Origin of the sequence: Cognatishimia sp. F0-27, assembly GCF_020667845.1 — a bacterium.
In the GTDB taxonomy this organism is placed as follows: domain Bacteria; phylum Pseudomonadota; class Alphaproteobacteria; order Rhodobacterales; family Rhodobacteraceae; genus JAFMPQ01.
The window spans coordinates 1-14,832 of sequence record NZ_JAFMPQ010000014.1 but is presented as its reverse complement, the minus strand read 5'-3'; the positions used below and the strand labels follow the sequence as shown (position 1 = coordinate 14,832).

Annotated in this window: 14 protein-coding genes and 1 pseudogene; 5 read left to right on the top strand and 10 right to left on the bottom strand. The window is 61.3% G+C overall.

All coding sequences use genetic code 11. From position 1 onward, the window contains the following. Positions 1–38: 38 nt before the first annotated feature. The 5 genes from J1C49_RS09380 to cueR form a co-directional block, all read right to left on the bottom strand. Positions 39–320 (bottom strand): multicopper oxidase domain-containing protein, encoded by a 282-nt coding sequence (locus J1C49_RS09380; RefSeq protein WP_227445561.1) that lies wholly within the window; start codon positions 318–320, stop codon positions 39–41. 322 nt (positions 321–642) lie between these two features. Beyond that, positions 643–1,602 (bottom strand): copper resistance D family protein, encoded by a 960-nt coding sequence (locus tag J1C49_RS09375; RefSeq protein ID WP_227445560.1) that lies wholly within the window; start codon positions 1,600–1,602, stop codon positions 643–645. Positions 1,603–1,608: 6 nt separating this feature from the next. Next, positions 1,609–1,956, bottom strand: a complete 348-nt coding sequence (locus tag J1C49_RS09370) for a copper resistance CopC family protein (protein WP_227445559.1) — start codon at positions 1,954–1,956, stop codon at positions 1,609–1,611. Between the two features lie 11 nt (positions 1,957–1,967). After that, positions 1,968–2,381, bottom strand: a complete 414-nt coding sequence (locus tag J1C49_RS09365; protein WP_227445558.1) for a cytochrome c — start codon at positions 2,379–2,381, stop codon at positions 1,968–1,970. Further along, positions 2,378–2,779, bottom strand: coding sequence for a Cu(I)-responsive transcriptional regulator (cueR, locus tag J1C49_RS09360; protein ID WP_227445557.1), 402 nt, complete (start codon positions 2,777–2,779; stop codon positions 2,378–2,380). The genes J1C49_RS09365 and cueR overlap by 4 nt, the downstream gene beginning before the upstream one ends. A gap of 139 nt (positions 2,780–2,918) precedes the next feature. Here cueR and J1C49_RS09355 point away from each other — a divergent pair, with 139 nt between their 5' ends. Together J1C49_RS09355 and J1C49_RS09350 are read left to right on the top strand one after the other, a co-directional pair. Beyond that, entirely contained in the window at positions 2,919–5,435 is a 2,517-nt protein-coding gene (locus tag J1C49_RS09355; protein ID WP_227445556.1) for a heavy metal translocating P-type ATPase, read from the top strand. Continuing rightward, positions 5,432–5,890, top strand: coding sequence for a cytochrome c (locus J1C49_RS09350; protein ID WP_227445555.1), 459 nt, complete (start codon positions 5,432–5,434; stop codon positions 5,888–5,890). Before J1C49_RS09355 ends, J1C49_RS09350 begins: the two co-directional genes overlap by 4 nt. On the opposite strand, the gene J1C49_RS09345 is transcribed toward J1C49_RS09350, so the two are convergent. Further along, positions 5,887–6,435: a Crp/Fnr family transcriptional regulator gene (locus J1C49_RS09345; protein WP_227445554.1), complete on the bottom strand. Its 549-nt coding sequence runs from the start codon at positions 6,433–6,435 to the stop codon at positions 5,887–5,889. The two genes, J1C49_RS09350 and J1C49_RS09345, sit on opposite strands and share 4 nt — an antisense overlap. A gap of 66 nt (positions 6,436–6,501) precedes the next feature. Between J1C49_RS09345 and J1C49_RS09340 the strand changes: the two genes are divergently transcribed. Then, a complete protein-coding gene (locus tag J1C49_RS09340; protein WP_227445553.1) occupies positions 6,502–7,083 on the top strand; it encodes a Spy/CpxP family protein refolding chaperone in 582 nt (193 codons plus the stop codon). Positions 7,084–8,539: 1,456 nt separating this feature from the next. Here J1C49_RS09340 and J1C49_RS09335 read toward each other — a convergent pair. From J1C49_RS09335 to J1C49_RS09325, 3 genes are read right to left on the bottom strand one after another with little or no spacing between them, the layout of a single operon-like run. After that, positions 8,540–10,363 carry a TniQ family protein gene (locus tag J1C49_RS09335; RefSeq protein ID WP_227445552.1) on the bottom strand — a complete coding sequence of 608 codons (1,824 nt, stop codon included), beginning with the start codon at positions 10,361–10,363 and terminating at the stop codon, positions 8,540–8,542. Then, on the bottom strand, positions 10,261–11,148 hold the full coding sequence (locus J1C49_RS09330) for a TniB family NTP-binding protein (protein WP_227445551.1): 888 nt from the start codon (positions 11,146–11,148) through the stop codon (positions 10,261–10,263). The genes J1C49_RS09335 and J1C49_RS09330 overlap by 103 nt, the downstream gene beginning before the upstream one ends. Next, positions 11,148–13,310 (bottom strand): hypothetical protein, encoded by a 2,163-nt coding sequence (locus tag J1C49_RS09325; RefSeq protein ID WP_227445550.1) that lies wholly within the window; start codon positions 13,308–13,310, stop codon positions 11,148–11,150. The genes J1C49_RS09330 and J1C49_RS09325 overlap by 1 nt, the downstream gene beginning before the upstream one ends. Positions 13,311–13,477: 167 nt before the next feature. Between J1C49_RS09325 and J1C49_RS09320 the strand changes: the two genes are divergently transcribed. Continuing rightward, positions 13,478–13,762, top strand: coding sequence for a hypothetical protein (locus tag J1C49_RS09320; RefSeq protein WP_227445549.1), 285 nt, complete (start codon positions 13,478–13,480; stop codon positions 13,760–13,762). Beyond that, the gene (locus J1C49_RS09315) at positions 13,752–14,150 is read left to right on the top strand and encodes a hypothetical protein (RefSeq protein ID WP_227445548.1); all 399 of its coding nucleotides are present in this window, start codon (positions 13,752–13,754) and stop codon (positions 14,148–14,150) included. Before J1C49_RS09320 ends, J1C49_RS09315 begins: the two co-directional genes overlap by 11 nt. A 592-nt stretch (positions 14,151–14,742) precedes the next feature. Here J1C49_RS09315 and J1C49_RS09310 read toward each other — a convergent pair. Then, positions 14,743–14,832 (bottom strand): annotated as a pseudogene (locus tag J1C49_RS09310) (IS5/IS1182 family transposase); the annotation flags it as partial.

Genomic DNA, 14,832 nt, shown 5'->3' with positions numbered 1-14,832 from the left:
CTTTTCTCCCTATTTGGTTTTCTTGCCCGAGGCCTGCGTCATGCAACACGCAGCCAGGTCATCATTCCACCGGCCGAATGCTCCAGCATGTGGCAATGCAGCAGCCAGTCCCGAGGGTTGTCCGCAGCGAAGGCAATCTCGACCGTCTCGCCGCGGTTCATCAGAATGGTGTCGCGCAGCGGACCAACCGTGCCGTCCGCGCGGATCTGCCGGAAATGGTGCCCATGCAGGTGCATCCCGTGCAGCCATGCAGTGTCGTTGATCATGGCGATCCGCACGGCGTCACCAAAAGCCGCCTCCGGCGATGGCGCCTCACCCATGTCCGCCATGCCGCAAGGCCCAGACCTTGCCTGCTGCCGCCATGTCCCGCATGCCCATCATGCGGCCACCCATCATGGCGCCGCGCATATCACCCATTGCGCCGCCCTCCATCTTCAGTTCCGCGCGGGCGGCAATCTCCAGTGGTCCAAGAGCGGGGACCGGGTTCGGCAGCAGCGCGTGCGGTGCGGGCAGGCGCGAGCCGGGCGCTGCCCTTGTGAGCGCGAAGAACCGGCGCCGTATTGGCTCCTGCAATCGTGGGAAATGTCGTGGCAGCCACGGCGCCCGGAACAGACTTGTGGAATTGGCCGCGCGTGAGGCGGGTCATGAAGCGTCTCCAAACGTCTGTTGCACTGGTCCGGATACGGGCGCAGAGAGAGTGGCTTGGGCGTTGTCGGCATTGCCGGGCGGCGCGAAGAGTGTCGTGAGCGCGGCAGTTGTGACGAGAATGCCCGCAACCAATCCCGCTTCAACACCGATGGAACGGCGCAAACGCGTTCCCGCGCCTGGCGCAGCGTCCAACAGCGCGGGAGTGAGCTTCAGTTTGTTGACGGCCGCCAGCGAGAGAAGGCCGGCGAAAAGCATGAGTTTGATCACGAAGACTTGGCCATAGGGGCTGGTCAGGGCAGATGGGGTTGCCGCGCCGAGCAGCGCGAGTGTGATGCCACCCGCAAGCACCAAGAGGCCCACGGCCCAAAGCGCGCGTCGCCCGAATTCATGGGCCAGGGCGCCGGCCCGCGCTGGCGGGTCGCGCCGCGCCGCTCGCGCCAGCGGTGCAAAGGCGCCAACCCAGAAGGCAAGACAGAGAATGTGAATCGTGATGAGTGCACCCAGGATCAACTGGGGTTCGCCGAGTGCGTGACCGCGCAAAGCGAAGGACGCCGATGCAATGCACGCGCCTGTGAGCGCAAGGGCGAGACCCGCCCGCGCGCGCCAGAGCACCGCGAGTATCAGCGCAAGTCCCACAAGGCGCAGGACAGCGCTGTTTCCAAGCGGGCTGTCCGCGACCATGCCAAGGATCATCGGATCCGTTGCGCCATCCCATGTGCCGCCCATCAGGAAGCTGGCCCGCACTGGCAACCGTAGCGCCGTGAAGAGGCCAGCCGCGAGCGCCGAAAAAACCGCCGTCCAACGCAGCGCAGAGCGCCCGCCTTCGCTCAGGTCGCGCAACGCCACAAGCACAAGCACGCTTCCAACGGCGCTCAGCGTCGCCGCATAGGCGAACGCCTTCACGCTTATCGAAAGCCATGTCACGGCATCGGCAGAGGTGAGCGCGGCCAGCATCCGATCTTATTCGGTCAATTCGAAGGAGAACCTGCCCTGCATGGCGTGTCCGTCGGACGCGAGCCCCCGCCACTCGACCGTGTAGCTGCCAGGTCTGAGCGGCTCCGGCTCGGCATGGAACTCCAATGACGGCTCCAGTCCGGTGCCACGTTCCATCGGCATCTCGACGCCGTCCGCGTTCACCAAGCGGATCGTTGTAACGCGCATCGGATCGTCAAACACCATGTGGATCATTTCCGGTGTCTCGGTCAGCTGCGCGCCGTCAATTGGGGTGGTGCCTTCCTTCTCGGAATGGGCATACGCGACACCGCCAAGAAGGGCGGCGGCAAGGGTTAGCGCCAGACGTGATTTCATGAATGTCTCCTTCAATTGATCCCGTTCGCCCGTTGGAGGGCGCGGACATAGGCTGTGATCTGAACGACCTCGTCTTCTGTGACGCCGTCTATGGCGGGCATGTTTCCGAAGCGCCAGTGGTGGGAGCGCACGCCCTGGCGCGCGGCCAGCAGAAAAGCCATGTCGCCATGATGGCTCGGCTCGTAGATCCGGTGAACCAGCGGCGGGCCCTGATCCGAACCGGACGCGTTTGGCCCATGGCATGCCGCGCAATTGGTATCGAACAGGATGCGGCCTTTTTCATGCTCTTTCGTCAGAACGGGCACGATTGGCGCGCTTGCGCTTGTCGGCGCAGTGTCACCGCCGTCTCCGGATACCGCATACCACCCGGCCCCGAGAACGGCGACTACGCCGATCCCGGCATATGTCGACGATTGGCGCGTCACCCTGTCAGGGCCTTGCGTCCGGCAAGATCGTCGAGGATCGGGCAATCGGGGCGGTCGTCGCCGTGGCAGCGCGTGACGAGGGTTTCGAGCGTGGATTTCAGCGCCTGAAGCTCGTCGATTTTTTGCGCGATGCGATCCAGATGTTCGGACGCAAGGGCTTTCACATCGGCGCTTGCGCGGTCCCGGTCCTCGTAAAGTGACATGAGCGTGCGGCACTCCTCGATGGTAAAGCCCAACGAGCGCGACCGGCCCAGAAAGGCCAGCTTATGCGCGTCCTGCTCGCTGAAGTCGCGATATCCGTTAGCCCCGCGCGCCGGGCGCACGAGGCCGATATCCTCGTAGTATCTGATCGTCTTGGCGGGCAGACCGCTGGCGCGCGACACGTCTCCGATATTCATTGTGAAAAGCCTCCTCAACCATGCATATGCAGCTTCCAGCCGCTGGAAGGTCAATAAAAAGTTTCTTCTTGACCTTCCAGTGACTGGAAGTGCCATTTTGAGCGTCAGCCTGGATCTGAATGATGAGAGGGGGCACGCCATGAATGCCGAGCCCGGATTTCCAAAGTCGCTGACACTGCCGGTTGAAGGCATGAGTTGCGCCTCCTGTGTCGGCCGAGTGGAGCGCGCGCTCGAGGCTGTGCCCGGTGTGGCTGAGGCCAGCGTGAACCTCGCCGCGGAGCGGGCGGACGTCTCCTTCGACGCCGCCATTGACGCGACCACGATCATCAAGGCAATCGAGGATCTTGGCTACCGGGTGCCTCGGCGCTCCGTCACGCTTGCCGTCGAGGGCATGACCTGTGCTGGCTGCGTGCGCGGTGTCGAACGCGCCCTTCTTGCCGTGCCCGGCGTTGCTTCAGCCAATGTCAATCTTGCGACAGAGACGGCCGTGGTGATCGGCACAGCGCCAGTTGACGATCTCATTGCCGCAGTTGGCACCAAGGGCAAGACCGCACGGGCTTTGTCGGGCGACGACGGTCCAACCGATCAAGCGGCCAAGAAAGACGCGGAAGCGCGCCAGTTGAAACGGCGTGTCGGTGTGGCTGGCATCCTCACATTGCCTGTCTTTGTGCTGGAGATGGGCAGTCATCTGATCCCGGGTATGCACCATCTGGTCATGACTACCATCGGCATGCAGGCCAGCTGGTTGATCCAGTTTGCGCTGACGACGGCCGTTCTGGTCGGACCCGGCAGAGCCTTTTATCGCCTGGGGGTGCCTGCGCTCTTCAAGGGCGCTCCGGACATGAACAGCCTCGTCGCAGTGGGCACGGCTTCGGCCTATCTGTTCTCCGTCGTCGCGACCTTTGCGCCGGGCTTGCTGCCGGACGGAACCGTCAATGTCTATTTCGAGGCCGCAGCCGTCATCGTGACCTTGATCCTTGTAGGGCGTTGGCTGGAGGCGCGGGCCAAGGGGCGGACCTCTGAGGCGATCCAGCGGCTGGTGCGGCTGGCACCCAGTCAAGCGCGCGTCCGGCGTGGGGAACGGTTTACAGAGATCGAAGTCGCGCAGGTCGTCCTTGGCGATGTCATCGAAGTCCGGCCCGGTGAGCGGCTTCCAGTCGACGGCGAGGTGCTGGACGGGACCAGTTACGTGGATGAGAGCATGATCACGGGCGAGCCGGTGCCGGTGGCCAAGGGCGCTGGTGCGACGGTTGTCGGCGGCACGATCAACCAGACCGGCAGCTTTACATTTCGAGCGACCGCCGTGGGCCGCGACACCATGCTGGCCCAAATCATCCGGATGGTCGAGGATGCCCAAGGAGGCAAGCTGCCCATTCAGGCCTTGGTCGACAAGGTCACGATGGTCTTCGTGCCGGTTGTCATGGCGCTGGCGCTTTTGACCTTTGTCGTCTGGCTCGTCTTCGGCCCGGAACCGGCTCTGACCTTCGGGCTGGTCAATGCCGTTGCGGTTCTGATCATCGCCTGTCCCTGCGCGATGGGGCTGGCCACGCCCACCTCGATCATGGTGGGCACGGGACGTGGCGCGGAGGTGGGCGTGCTCTTCCGCAAGGGAGAGGCGTTGCAGGCGCTGTCGGATGTCCGCGTTGTCGCGTTCGACAAGACCGGCACCCTGACCGAGGGCGCGCCGCGCCTGACCGACCTCGACGTCTCAAACGGCTTTGATCGCGCGGAGGTGCTGGCGCAAATCGCTGGCGTCGAGGCGAAGTCAGAGCACCCCATCGCGCGCGCCTTGGTCGCGGCAGCAGAAAGCGAAGGGTTGGTCCTGCCGGAGGTCTCCGGGTTCGAGAGCCTGACTGGAATGGGCGTGCGCGCAACCGTTGGCAGCACTTCCGTGGAGATTGGGGCGGACCGCTATATGGCCATGCTTGGCCATGACGTGCAGGTTTTTGCGCAGACGGCAGCGCGTCTGGCAGACGAAGGAAAGTCGCCGCTTTATGCCGCCATTGACGGTCGTCTGGCGGCCATTGTCGCGGTTGCGGACCCGATCAAGGAAACCACGCCCGCGGCCATCGCCGCGCTGCACGATCTCGGCCTGAAGGTCGCCATGATCACCGGCGACAACCGGCGCACGGCGGACGCCATCGCCCGACGTCTCGGCATCGACGAGGTTGTCGCAGAGGTGCTTCCGGATGGGAAGGTGGAGGCGGTCCGACATCTCAAAACCGCCCACGGTCGGCTGGCCTTCGTTGGCGACGGCATCAATGATGCCCCTGCACTGGCCGAGGCCGATGTGGGGCTGGCCATAGGCACCGGCACGGATGTGGCGATCGAGGCGGCCGACGTTGTGTTGATGTCAGGCGCGCTGTCTGGCGTGCCCAAGGCCATCGCCCTGTCGAGCGCCACGATCCGCAACATCCGGCAGAACCTGTTCTGGGCCTTCGCCTACAACACCGCGCTGGTCCCCGTCGCTGCCGGTGCACTCTATCCTGCCTTCGGTATCCTGCTGTCGCCCATCTTTGCGGCGGGCGCCATGGCGCTCAGCTCGGTCTTTGTCCTTGGCAACGCGTTGCGACTGCGCCGCTGGAAGCCTGAGCCGTTGCCCGGGGCCGCAAAAGGCCGCGTCCCGTCCGGTCTCCGGGAGGTGCCGGCGGAATGAAAAAACCACTTGTTCTTGTTGCAGCTGCGGTCTCGCTCGCGGCGCTGTCCGGCTTGTTTCTCAGCGCCGGATCCCGCTCTCTGATGGCCGGCTATGAGCCGGACCTGGCTCGGGGTGAAGCGATCTATCACGAGGCCTGCGCCGCCTGCCACGGGGCCAATCTGGAAGGCGAGCCGAAATGGCGCACGCCCGGACCGGACGGTCGATTGCCGGCCCCTCCGCATGATGCCTCAGGGCACACATGGCACCACGCCGACCGGGTTCTCCTCGACATCACCATGCGTGGCACAGCGGCGGTGGTCGGCGGCGGCTACGAGAGCAACATGCCTGGCTTCGCTGACAGCTACTCCGAGGAAGAATTGCGCGACGCGCTTGAATGGATCAAGACCCAGTGGCCGGACCGAGAGCGTGCCCATCAGGCCCGCATCACGGAACAGGATCAAGCGGCGCGCTAGTCGACTTCTTTACTCGCCTTGAGTGCCCGTCGACGGGCAATCTCACGATAAAGCGCCTCTGGGGAGACCGCCAACACTTGTGCCAAGTCTTGCCATTGCCCCTTGCTGGGCAAAGCTCCATTTTGGTCTAGCCATGCATCGAGGCGCTGCGCGACCGTTTTCAGCCCCCTGATTTCGGCAAGAAGGCGAGTCGTCTGCACCGTCCGCGCCAAGCGCGCCTGCCAAGCCCGCGTCAACTCGGGCACGGTTTCCAATCGCTTGACCAATCGATCAACACACAGCCGTCGAAGGCGCGTAGGCTCTACGATCCTGGCATCACAATGGTAGGCTTCGGCATAGATCGAGGCCTCGGCAAGAACATCACCGTGGCGCGCCCGTTGAAAACACATCACCTGACCAATGATTTGCGTTCTCTCAAGATGAACGGCGCCGTCTTCGACGAGATGCACAAAGCGCACGGGGTCTCCCGCATGAAACAGATACGTGTCCGGTTCTTTTTGTAGGACGCTCCCGTCCTCGAATAGCACATCCAGAAATCTTTCCATGACATGATAGCTATCATGTACGAGACGCGCGGCCCATGCTGAACTCTGCCAATACAGGAGCAAATCATGCGCAGACACCTTATCCTTGCCCTCGCCGTCACCGCAGTGTGCGAACAGAGTGCCGCCGAAGAGAGCCACACACCGTATACGGGCTTGCAAACGCGAGAGATCGCGACGCTCTCAGAAATCGATATCGCGGATCTCGAAGCCGGGCGCGGATGGGGTTTTGCTCTGGCCGCAGAGTTGAACGGATACCCTGGTCCGGCCCACGTTCTGGAACTCGCGGAAGACTTGGACCTGTCCGTCGATCAGATTGCGCGCATGGACACGATCTTTCAGGAGATGCAGGAAGAGGCCGTCGCCAGAGGTGCAGAATTCATTGCGGCGGAACGCGCGTTGAGCGCTGCCTTCGCTCAGGAAGGGCTCGACGCGACCGAACTCGGGGCGTTGGTAAAGGCTGCTGGTCAGGCCCGGTCTGACGTTCGTTTCGTCCATTTGTCCCGTCACCTACAGACGCTGGACATTCTGACCACCGAGCAGGTCGATCGTTACAATGTCCTACGTGGATATGCTGCCGATCCCTGTGCGAGTGTTCCCGAGGGCCACAACGAAGCGATGTGGCGTCGGCATAATGGGTGCGAGGAATGAGGCGCTCTCGAGCCAGCGGAAACGGCCCGCAACATCGCTGGCGTTGTGATTGCCGAAGGGTGTTGAGCGGTCGCGTTGTGAATCTGCGCCAAGCGAGTTGCGGCTGCAGCATCTGATCAGGCGCTCTAGGCGTGGCTGCGGACCGCGTGCGGATCCCTTTCAAGTTGCGCTGACAGACGCGTGGGGTGACAGCCACATTTGGAGACCATATTGCGGCGCAATTGGCGAACCAAGCGGTCGGCACAAGCGGTCGGCGCAAGACTATTAGCGCCTCCTTCAGCTATGCGCTGGCGAAACCCTTGCGGCAATGCCTGCCGTGCTGGCGCTTGTGACGAACTTTTATGCTTTCTGCAGGTTTTCCAATCCGTCGGCATGACCGTTCCGTCCGCGTAAATGACCATCGTGACAAAGTCTTCGCAGCGCACCGTCGGCGCTTCACTCTCATCAACGCAGCACCGAACGCGTCGCCAAGACTGTCGTGCGACCGATCATCCTCCCAACATCGCGCGGGGACAGCGCGCGGCTACGTGCCGTGGATGCTTCGACTGCGGTGACAAGCGCCTCCAGTGACGCGCTGGACAACCCACATGCCGCCGCTTTTCGCTCGGCAAATTGGCTGAGGTCCTGCACAGTCAGCGCCGGCAAATCGCAAATTTGGCTTCGACTCGCCAAGGCGCGGGAACGGTATCAGCCGCATTGGATGTCACGACCCAGCTGATATGCGTCATGTCCAAGGCCACCCGGTGGTATGGGCATTCCCAATTGCGAACCGACGCGTCCTCCAGCATCGACAGCGAGGCATTCGAGATCGTGACGCCGCCACCTCTGGAGGTTCGCAGCATGCCTGCTTTGCAGATCGCGCAAACAACGATGAGCAGATCTTCGCGCCGCGCACCGCAAGCCTTCACTTTGGGCGCAGCGGGCACAGCCTGAGCGCAGAACGGCGCGAAGAACGCATTTCTACCGTCTCTCTCCGGATGGCGGAGACTACGGGAATTCGTGACTCAGGGCCGATGTGGCTAACGCGCTCGCACCTTCGAAACCGTAAGCTGAACCGAGGCAAACGACACGCGCATACACAACTGGTTGAAAAAGAAAAAGCGGCCCGCGCGGACCGCCTTCCATGTTTCACCTGAAGCTGTCGCGCACCCAAGGGTTTTGGCGCAGGCTGTTAAGTGCGTTTTACGCATGCTTTTGCCTCGTCTGGGTCTGGCTATGTAACGGGAAGGACTTCTTGTCCATTCTGAAGTATGCCACCATTGATTTTATTGGATAATTTATCGAGCCGCGCGAGAAATTTGGCCACTATGGAAGCATATGCTGACCACTCCTCGTAAGCACAACTTGGCCACCACCCTTTTCTTCACGGCTTCTGCAACTAAGACATGAAAAAAGCCGCCCTTTCGGGCGGCTTCGACGATCTCACATGATCAAGGCGCCGGGAAGCCCCATTATGTCAATCAAATAGATCCGACTTCAGATCCCGGATCCGATAGAAGTCCTCGCCGACTTCAGCTTCCGACACCGCAGGCCGAAATCCCCGCCGTTTCAGACGGCTGACGACCTCCAAGAGCTGAAGGCCATGCATCTCGGCAATCCGCGCCGGGTGGGTGAACCGCGCCTTGAAGTCGGCGACGACCGCAGGGTCGAACCGCGGGATCCGATGGCCCTCTTCCGGGTCAACGATCCAGTTGACGGCAAGGCTCACCTCTTCCGGGCACCGGTCCACCAGACACCAGCCGATGGTCTTCGAGATCTTCAACGAAGAGAACGCTTCCATTGGGGAAGAACCCTCCGAACAGGCCGTCCGGTGCTGCTTGATCTCCACCGGATCCACGCGAAGCGCTGCCACCCCGTCTTGACCAGCCAGGCGAAAGACGCGCTCGAGGAAACCGCCGAGGATCATGTGCACCACGGTAATGGCCGGCACCTTGGCCTTCTCCGCAGCTTTCGAGACCGGCACCAGCCCGTCGGTCTCGGCACCCAGTTCGACTGCTTTCGCGTGCAGCTTGCCGACCAGCATGGCAAGCTCCTCGCGATCCACGGCTTTCTGCGTCCGACCCTTCGTGCCCGGCCTCCCGTAGAAAATGGGGGTAAGAAGCCGATCAGCAAAAAGCTGATCGACGATCGGCCGTGTGAAATCCATGTTCTTCCACAGCGAGGAGACGGTCACCGTCCGTTTCGTCCGGCTTGCGATATCGCGGCCCTGTTCCACCGGGATCGGGTAATGGGCGGGCGCCTTATCCGGTATCACCTCTGCAGCAACCAGCACGTCGCTCAGTGTTCGAGGGTCGAGGTCCTGCTCCTTGGCCAGGGACGCCACCGTATGCAAGCGGCGCTTGCGCAGTTCGACACCCAGCACCTTGGTCCCGGCAGGCATGGCGATGTTCTCGGTGATGACTTCGCGGAGCATGCGCGCGATGTCGCCAGGGTCCTTGAGTGACTTGGAGTATGCAAGAGCCGTGTAAAAGCACCCGAAGATCTTTCGCGCTCCGGGCGTGCCTGACGCATCGTCGTATTTCGGGAACTGAGCCTCGAGCGCCTCCCGGATGCCTACCTCGCCGAGCGAGGTGAATCCGAAGCCAACGCGACCCGCATGATCCCAGTCATCCGACGTCAGTTCCGGCAATTTCTGATCGGGCCCATGTTCGAGCAGCACGCCGAGGAGTTCCGTCGCCCGGACCGCCTGTTCAAGAGACTGCGCATCCAACCATTCGGGACCAACTTTCCCTTCGAGACGGTGGATGACGTATTCTTGGTGAGGCGAAACCGAGCGTGGGACCGCGTTCTCGATCAGGGCCTGAAGTTCTCGGTCACGCTCAGGTACACGGTGATCGAGTTCGTGAAATACGTCGTCCCACTTGGCCTGTGCTTGACGCAGTAGCGGAATTCCATGGTGCGAGCATGTTCGCACAACCGACAAACGCCACTCCCAACGACCGCGGCGCCTGCCCGTTTGATCATCCTCGGCCAGACAAGCCGGACAGAAGAGAGTGTGTGGATTGGACAGAAACTCTGCGGAAACCAGCTCACCGCGAAGATCATAAATCCGATTGCCCTTGTGGATCGGCACGTTTCGGGACAGTTCGCAGAGCGATGCGCCCGAGATGTCTGCCAAGCGTGCGAGAGCGCCTGGCTTGGATGACGCGATTGCCTGTGGGCAGATCCGCATATCTTTTAGAAACGGGACCACGCGCTTGTCGGCGTGATGGCGGGCCAAGCGCGCGGCATATGACAAGGGCGTTTCGATAGGGTCGAACGGCAGGAATGGCAACAGCATGATCGCCGGCCCTTCTTCTCTCGGGGCGGAAGGGGTTTCTCAGAAAGGTCGATCTTCGACCAATCGTTCGACAAGAAAACGTTCTTGCCGACTTCCGCGTCTTCCTGGACCGCCCAGTCCTCTGCGAAATGAGCCTTTTCGAGGCGAGACGCACCCGCCACAGCTGCGATTTCCAGAGCTCTCAATGCATTCTTGATAAACCACCCGAACCGCCGCCGGCTGGCGTGTACCAGACGTTCGATGAGGTCCGGCTCCTTCGGAGCAGCAATCCCGGCTTCCGCACACAAGGTATGAAGGATCCCCTTCAAGAGACGCTCGTCGCGCACCGGTGAAATGTCGTCGAAAGCCAACTTCTGGTATCGACGATTGATTTGGTCATCATAGGCTGCAAGATGTCGCAGTTCGCCGATGCCAACGAGAATTACGCTGACAGCCCCCTCTCCCTGCATGAGATTTTTCAGGCGCTTTTGCATGTTACGGATCTCGACTGCGCTGGCAGTCCCGAGAAGGTCGTGACCTTCATCAATGCACACAAATACCGTCTTCAGGGCCGCCAGGCGGTGCTTCACCAGCCTCCAGATTTCTTGCTCATTGGGGTTACCTGAAACATCCGTGTATCCGGTTTTGGCAAGTATCTCGATGCCGAGGGCCTTTGTTGTGGCCGGGCTTGGAGCAGCCTCCAACATGATCCAAGGCATGTGGCCCTCGCCTTTGGGCTGCAGAAGCGGGTGTGACTTGAGACCATGTTTGACGAGAGACGTTTTGCCTCCCCCAGCGGCCTCCATTACGAAAAGTCCTTGCGCGTCACCTGTGCCGCGATCCTTACGTGGTGACGCAACAGGGCTTGACGGATGCGATCAATTCGGGCGCGGATGTCAGGAGCCAGGCGAGAGATCGTGTGCCCAACCACAGGCGCAGGATGGTCCTGCAAGGATTCTATCACGGCGAGACGGCGCTCCATGATAGCCGCTCGGCTGCCCGACCAGCTCATTGGGGCAAGATGTTGGAGATATGCCTCCACCACGTCCTCGGAGCGCGGTGCCGCCTCGAGAAACGCGAAAGCGAGCGGCGAAATCTGTCCGGTTTCACCTTGATCATCAATCCCGCGCGAGAAGGGCGAGATCTGCGGGGCCACTCTTGCCCAACGATCGGGATCTTGTCTGCACCATTCGATCAAAGCCTCAGTCGGTACGTGCGAAAGTGGCCCAGGGCGTCGGCCGTCTTGGAACCTTATGGAAGGTCCATCTGCTTCGTCCAAAAAGACGCGGCCGAGAAAGACTTCGGGGGCTCGCTCCGCCAGTGTGGCAAGCGCTCTTTCGACATCATAGGTGCTACCGTATCGTCTTGCAGCACGATCCACGATCGCCTCCATCACGCGGCTCGCTCCTGATCCGTCGTCCCCGCGCAGACAAGCCGACATGGCGCGCGACATACGCTCATCTTTGGTGGGGTTAAGATCTTCTGCGCGGATGATCCCAACGACCGCATCAAGGCCAACTTCCCGAAGATCTTCTGGCCAGCGATTCCGGGCGTTACCTTCGACGTGTCGGAGCATCGTCAGCGCATTGACTACTTGCTCCGGACCGCCTGATTTGGCGAGGATGGTGCGCAGAAGACGGACGCGGTCTTCATCAGTCAGCTCGCGCTCTTCGCGCCAGGAGACATCGCTAAGGTGCCAAGCTGAAGTCTCCGGCTCCCCTGCGATTTCGATCACATGTTCCAGTTCTTGTATGGGCAGCACACCCCTTGCGAGGAAGATACCGTATTCTCGTCGCAAGGCAGGGATACCTCGACATTCAACGCGAATCTCGTCTGCTACAGCCGAGTTCGAGATATCAAGCTGTTGAATGAACCCTGAGAGGACGCTGGTCTGCCGGGTCCTGGAGGGATCGAGAAGGTGCAGATCTCGAAGGACTACCCATACCGCGACGGGGGCACCGGCCCCTTGTGCAAGTCCGGCCCCGAGTGGATAGAAAGACCCGCCTTCCGCTTCGAAAAGATCACGACCCACAGCGCGTAGGCTATCGTGGTTGGCCGCCAATTCCCGCCCAAGAAGCTCTAAGCGCTGCGCTCGCCGGGCCTCGGCAGCATTCAAATCTTCGTCTTCGTTTTCGAGGTCGAAATCCCAACCCATGACCATCTCTGCGCGCTTCCGAGCTTCGAGGTCAACTGGCTCCATGTGATCGATGAGACGCAGGACATTTTCTGTATCGGCGCAGGGAAAATCTTCGCCGCGGCGTTGGATATAGTGGAACATCTGTTTCAGAGCTTGCCGGCCTTCGGCCCAAGGCGCTGCCGCTTGCAGTTGTCGCGCGACTTCGTCGATCCGTGGCCTTAGTGTAGGAATACACCTCCAGATGTCACCGATTTCATCTGCCAGCGCTTTTCGGGCGCTGTCTCTGATCGCAAGAGGGCCATCCAGAGCGATTTCTGCCGCCAGATCGAGCCACTTAGTAAACCACTCGACGACATTTTGCCCATGGGGATTCCATCCGGACGCATCTGGACGGGCGTCATCGTAAGAGAGGATGGAAGAGGACCAGTAGCCCGTTCGCAATGCCGAGCGAAGCATGATGATACCGCGCGCGTTGTGGTTCGGGTCGTTCGCCAAAAGATAATGGCGCGCGACACGGATGCGCGTGTCGGTCTGGGCCAGCGTTCCAGACAGGTAGAGGCCGAAAAGGCTGCTCAAAGCATCGTCGGCATTCGATGTCCGTTGCTCGGCGACTGCGATGGTTAGCGTCACCAGACTTTCGCAGGCACGAGGGAACACGGCCTCGGAATAAGCGATCCGCGATATCATGCGGGTCAAGCTGTCGAGGCTGTGGAAATCTCCCGGAGCCGCCTGAAGGGCAGCTATCATACCATCGATGACTCGCAGCGCCTCATCGGGGACCACGTGACAAACGGCCTCAAGCACATGAATGTCCGGTGTCGGACCATGCAAGGGTCCTCCTGCCTCCATCCACCGGGTGACGATGCGGCGAGCCTCATCTGAATCGTGAAGGTATGAAAGTCGCCGAGCGAAAGATCGACGGAGGCGCAGATTTGCGGCAAAGCCATCCGCGATACTCCGCCATGGTATCGACTTTAGAGCCTGTGTAGCGAGACGGTTTGCGAGAGCGTGGGGCAGAACGGCTCTGCGACCTGCTGGACGCGCTCGATGATCCGAGCGGGTTCGCGGCGCTCTGTGACCTGCATGAGGCCTTCGGGCAGCCTATCCCGGATGCCGATGCCGTCGAGGCCGCACTGCGCGATATCCGTCTTATCCTGGCCGACCAAGCGCCGACGTCGCTCGACAGGATCGGGCATGAGAGGGGCCTGCCAGCTTCCGACATGCCCCGGTGGCATGGCGCGCGCGTCAGCGACCTCCTCGCGCGCTTCCAACATGCCGACTAAAACAGGGGCACGCTGTGCCCTTCAGGTGGCGCGCCAGCGCCGCCTGAGCGTCTATCCCGATGAGTTCGGGTTGGAGCAGGACATCTGCGACGTGACGCTCTGGCTCATCGAAAAACACAGCCTGCCTCGTGTCCACGTCTGGGTGGACCGGCACTACACCCAGATCGGACGGGAGATCGCCGGGGTCACCGTCATGACTTCGCCGAGGCATCCCGCGCAGCTGACCGCCGCGGCGCACGAGGCGTTTCTCGCCCTCGGCTACACGATCGAAGACACCCGCGCAGACACTTACGGCCACCAGTTCTGCGACGGTCACCATTCGAAGCACGAGGCCATTCGGGCCTACGCGCGCATCGAGAATGCGGTGCGGCGCTGGCGATCAGGATAGTTGAACAATAGATTCTGTAAAAAAGGGCGGCGAAAGCCGCCCTTTTTTCGTTCCCGGTGATGTCGGACTGGCCCAAGGCCAAAATACTGAGCCGCGCTCGCACGGCGAGAAATTGGATCCCGGTATGAAAAGCCTTCGATCAATGGCCCCTACCCGCTGCCCTCCTATCTGTCGTCGCGGAGAAAAATCAGTCGGCCCACCGCGGTCGGAGCGCGCCGCCTGACACTTGAGATTGCAGCGCTCAGCTCTTCGAACCGCTGAAGTCATGGCAGGTTCCTGGGCTGCCAGCGTAGCTTGTATACGAGAAGCTCCTTGCGCCCAGGACAGCGTGACAAGGGTCGCGCCTTTGGAATAGAGCTTTCGATCCGTGCCTTCCGCCAGATGAAACGCGAGCACAAAGGATCATCCTTGCGAAATAGATTCCTGAAAACCCTTTTGGCCGCGTGACTCCCGGAACCATCTTCCTCGGGACAGAATCGAACTCTGCACCCAAGGTGCATGCTGAAAATACGCGAAAACCGGGCGTTTCCGCCCGGTGGTCACGTTGTGCTTATCAGAATGGCCAATAAACCACCCAAAAAGGACAATTAGGTCATGTTGACAAAAGACGCAGCCAGAGGCGGATGGACGTGATGTCTATGAAGCCGAGGAAACTTTCAGCGGTCTTGTCGTAGCGGGTTGC

Excerpts from the sequence above, each read along its gene's own strand:
- J1C49_RS09315 (WP_227445548.1), top strand. The coding sequence starts at position 13,752 with ATGCCGACTAAAACAGGGGCACGCTGTGCCCTTCAGGTGGCGCGCCAG.
- J1C49_RS09335 (WP_227445552.1), bottom strand. The coding sequence starts at position 10,363 with ATGCTGTTGCCATTCCTGCCGTTCGACCCTATCGAAACGCCCTTGTCA.
- J1C49_RS09340 (WP_227445553.1), top strand. The coding sequence starts at position 6,502 with ATGCGCAGACACCTTATCCTTGCCCTCGCCGTCACCGCAGTGTGCGAA.
- cueR (WP_227445557.1), bottom strand. The coding sequence starts at position 2,779 with ATGAATATCGGAGACGTGTCGCGCGCCAGCGGTCTGCCCGCCAAGACG.
- J1C49_RS09380 (WP_227445561.1), bottom strand. The coding sequence starts at position 320 with ATGGGTGAGGCGCCATCGCCGGAGGCGGCTTTTGGTGACGCCGTGCGG.
- J1C49_RS09350 (WP_227445555.1), top strand. The coding sequence starts at position 5,432 with ATGAAAAAACCACTTGTTCTTGTTGCAGCTGCGGTCTCGCTCGCGGCG.
- J1C49_RS09345 (WP_227445554.1), bottom strand. The coding sequence starts at position 6,435 with ATGGAAAGATTTCTGGATGTGCTATTCGAGGACGGGAGCGTCCTACAA.
- J1C49_RS09355 (WP_227445556.1), top strand. The coding sequence starts at position 2,919 with ATGAATGCCGAGCCCGGATTTCCAAAGTCGCTGACACTGCCGGTTGAA.
- J1C49_RS09370 (WP_227445559.1), bottom strand. The coding sequence starts at position 1,956 with ATGAAATCACGTCTGGCGCTAACCCTTGCCGCCGCCCTTCTTGGCGGT.
- J1C49_RS09330 (WP_227445551.1), bottom strand. The coding sequence starts at position 11,148 with ATGGAGGCCGCTGGGGGAGGCAAAACGTCTCTCGTCAAACATGGTCTC.
- J1C49_RS09375 (WP_227445560.1), bottom strand. The coding sequence starts at position 1,602 with ATGCTGGCCGCGCTCACCTCTGCCGATGCCGTGACATGGCTTTCGATA.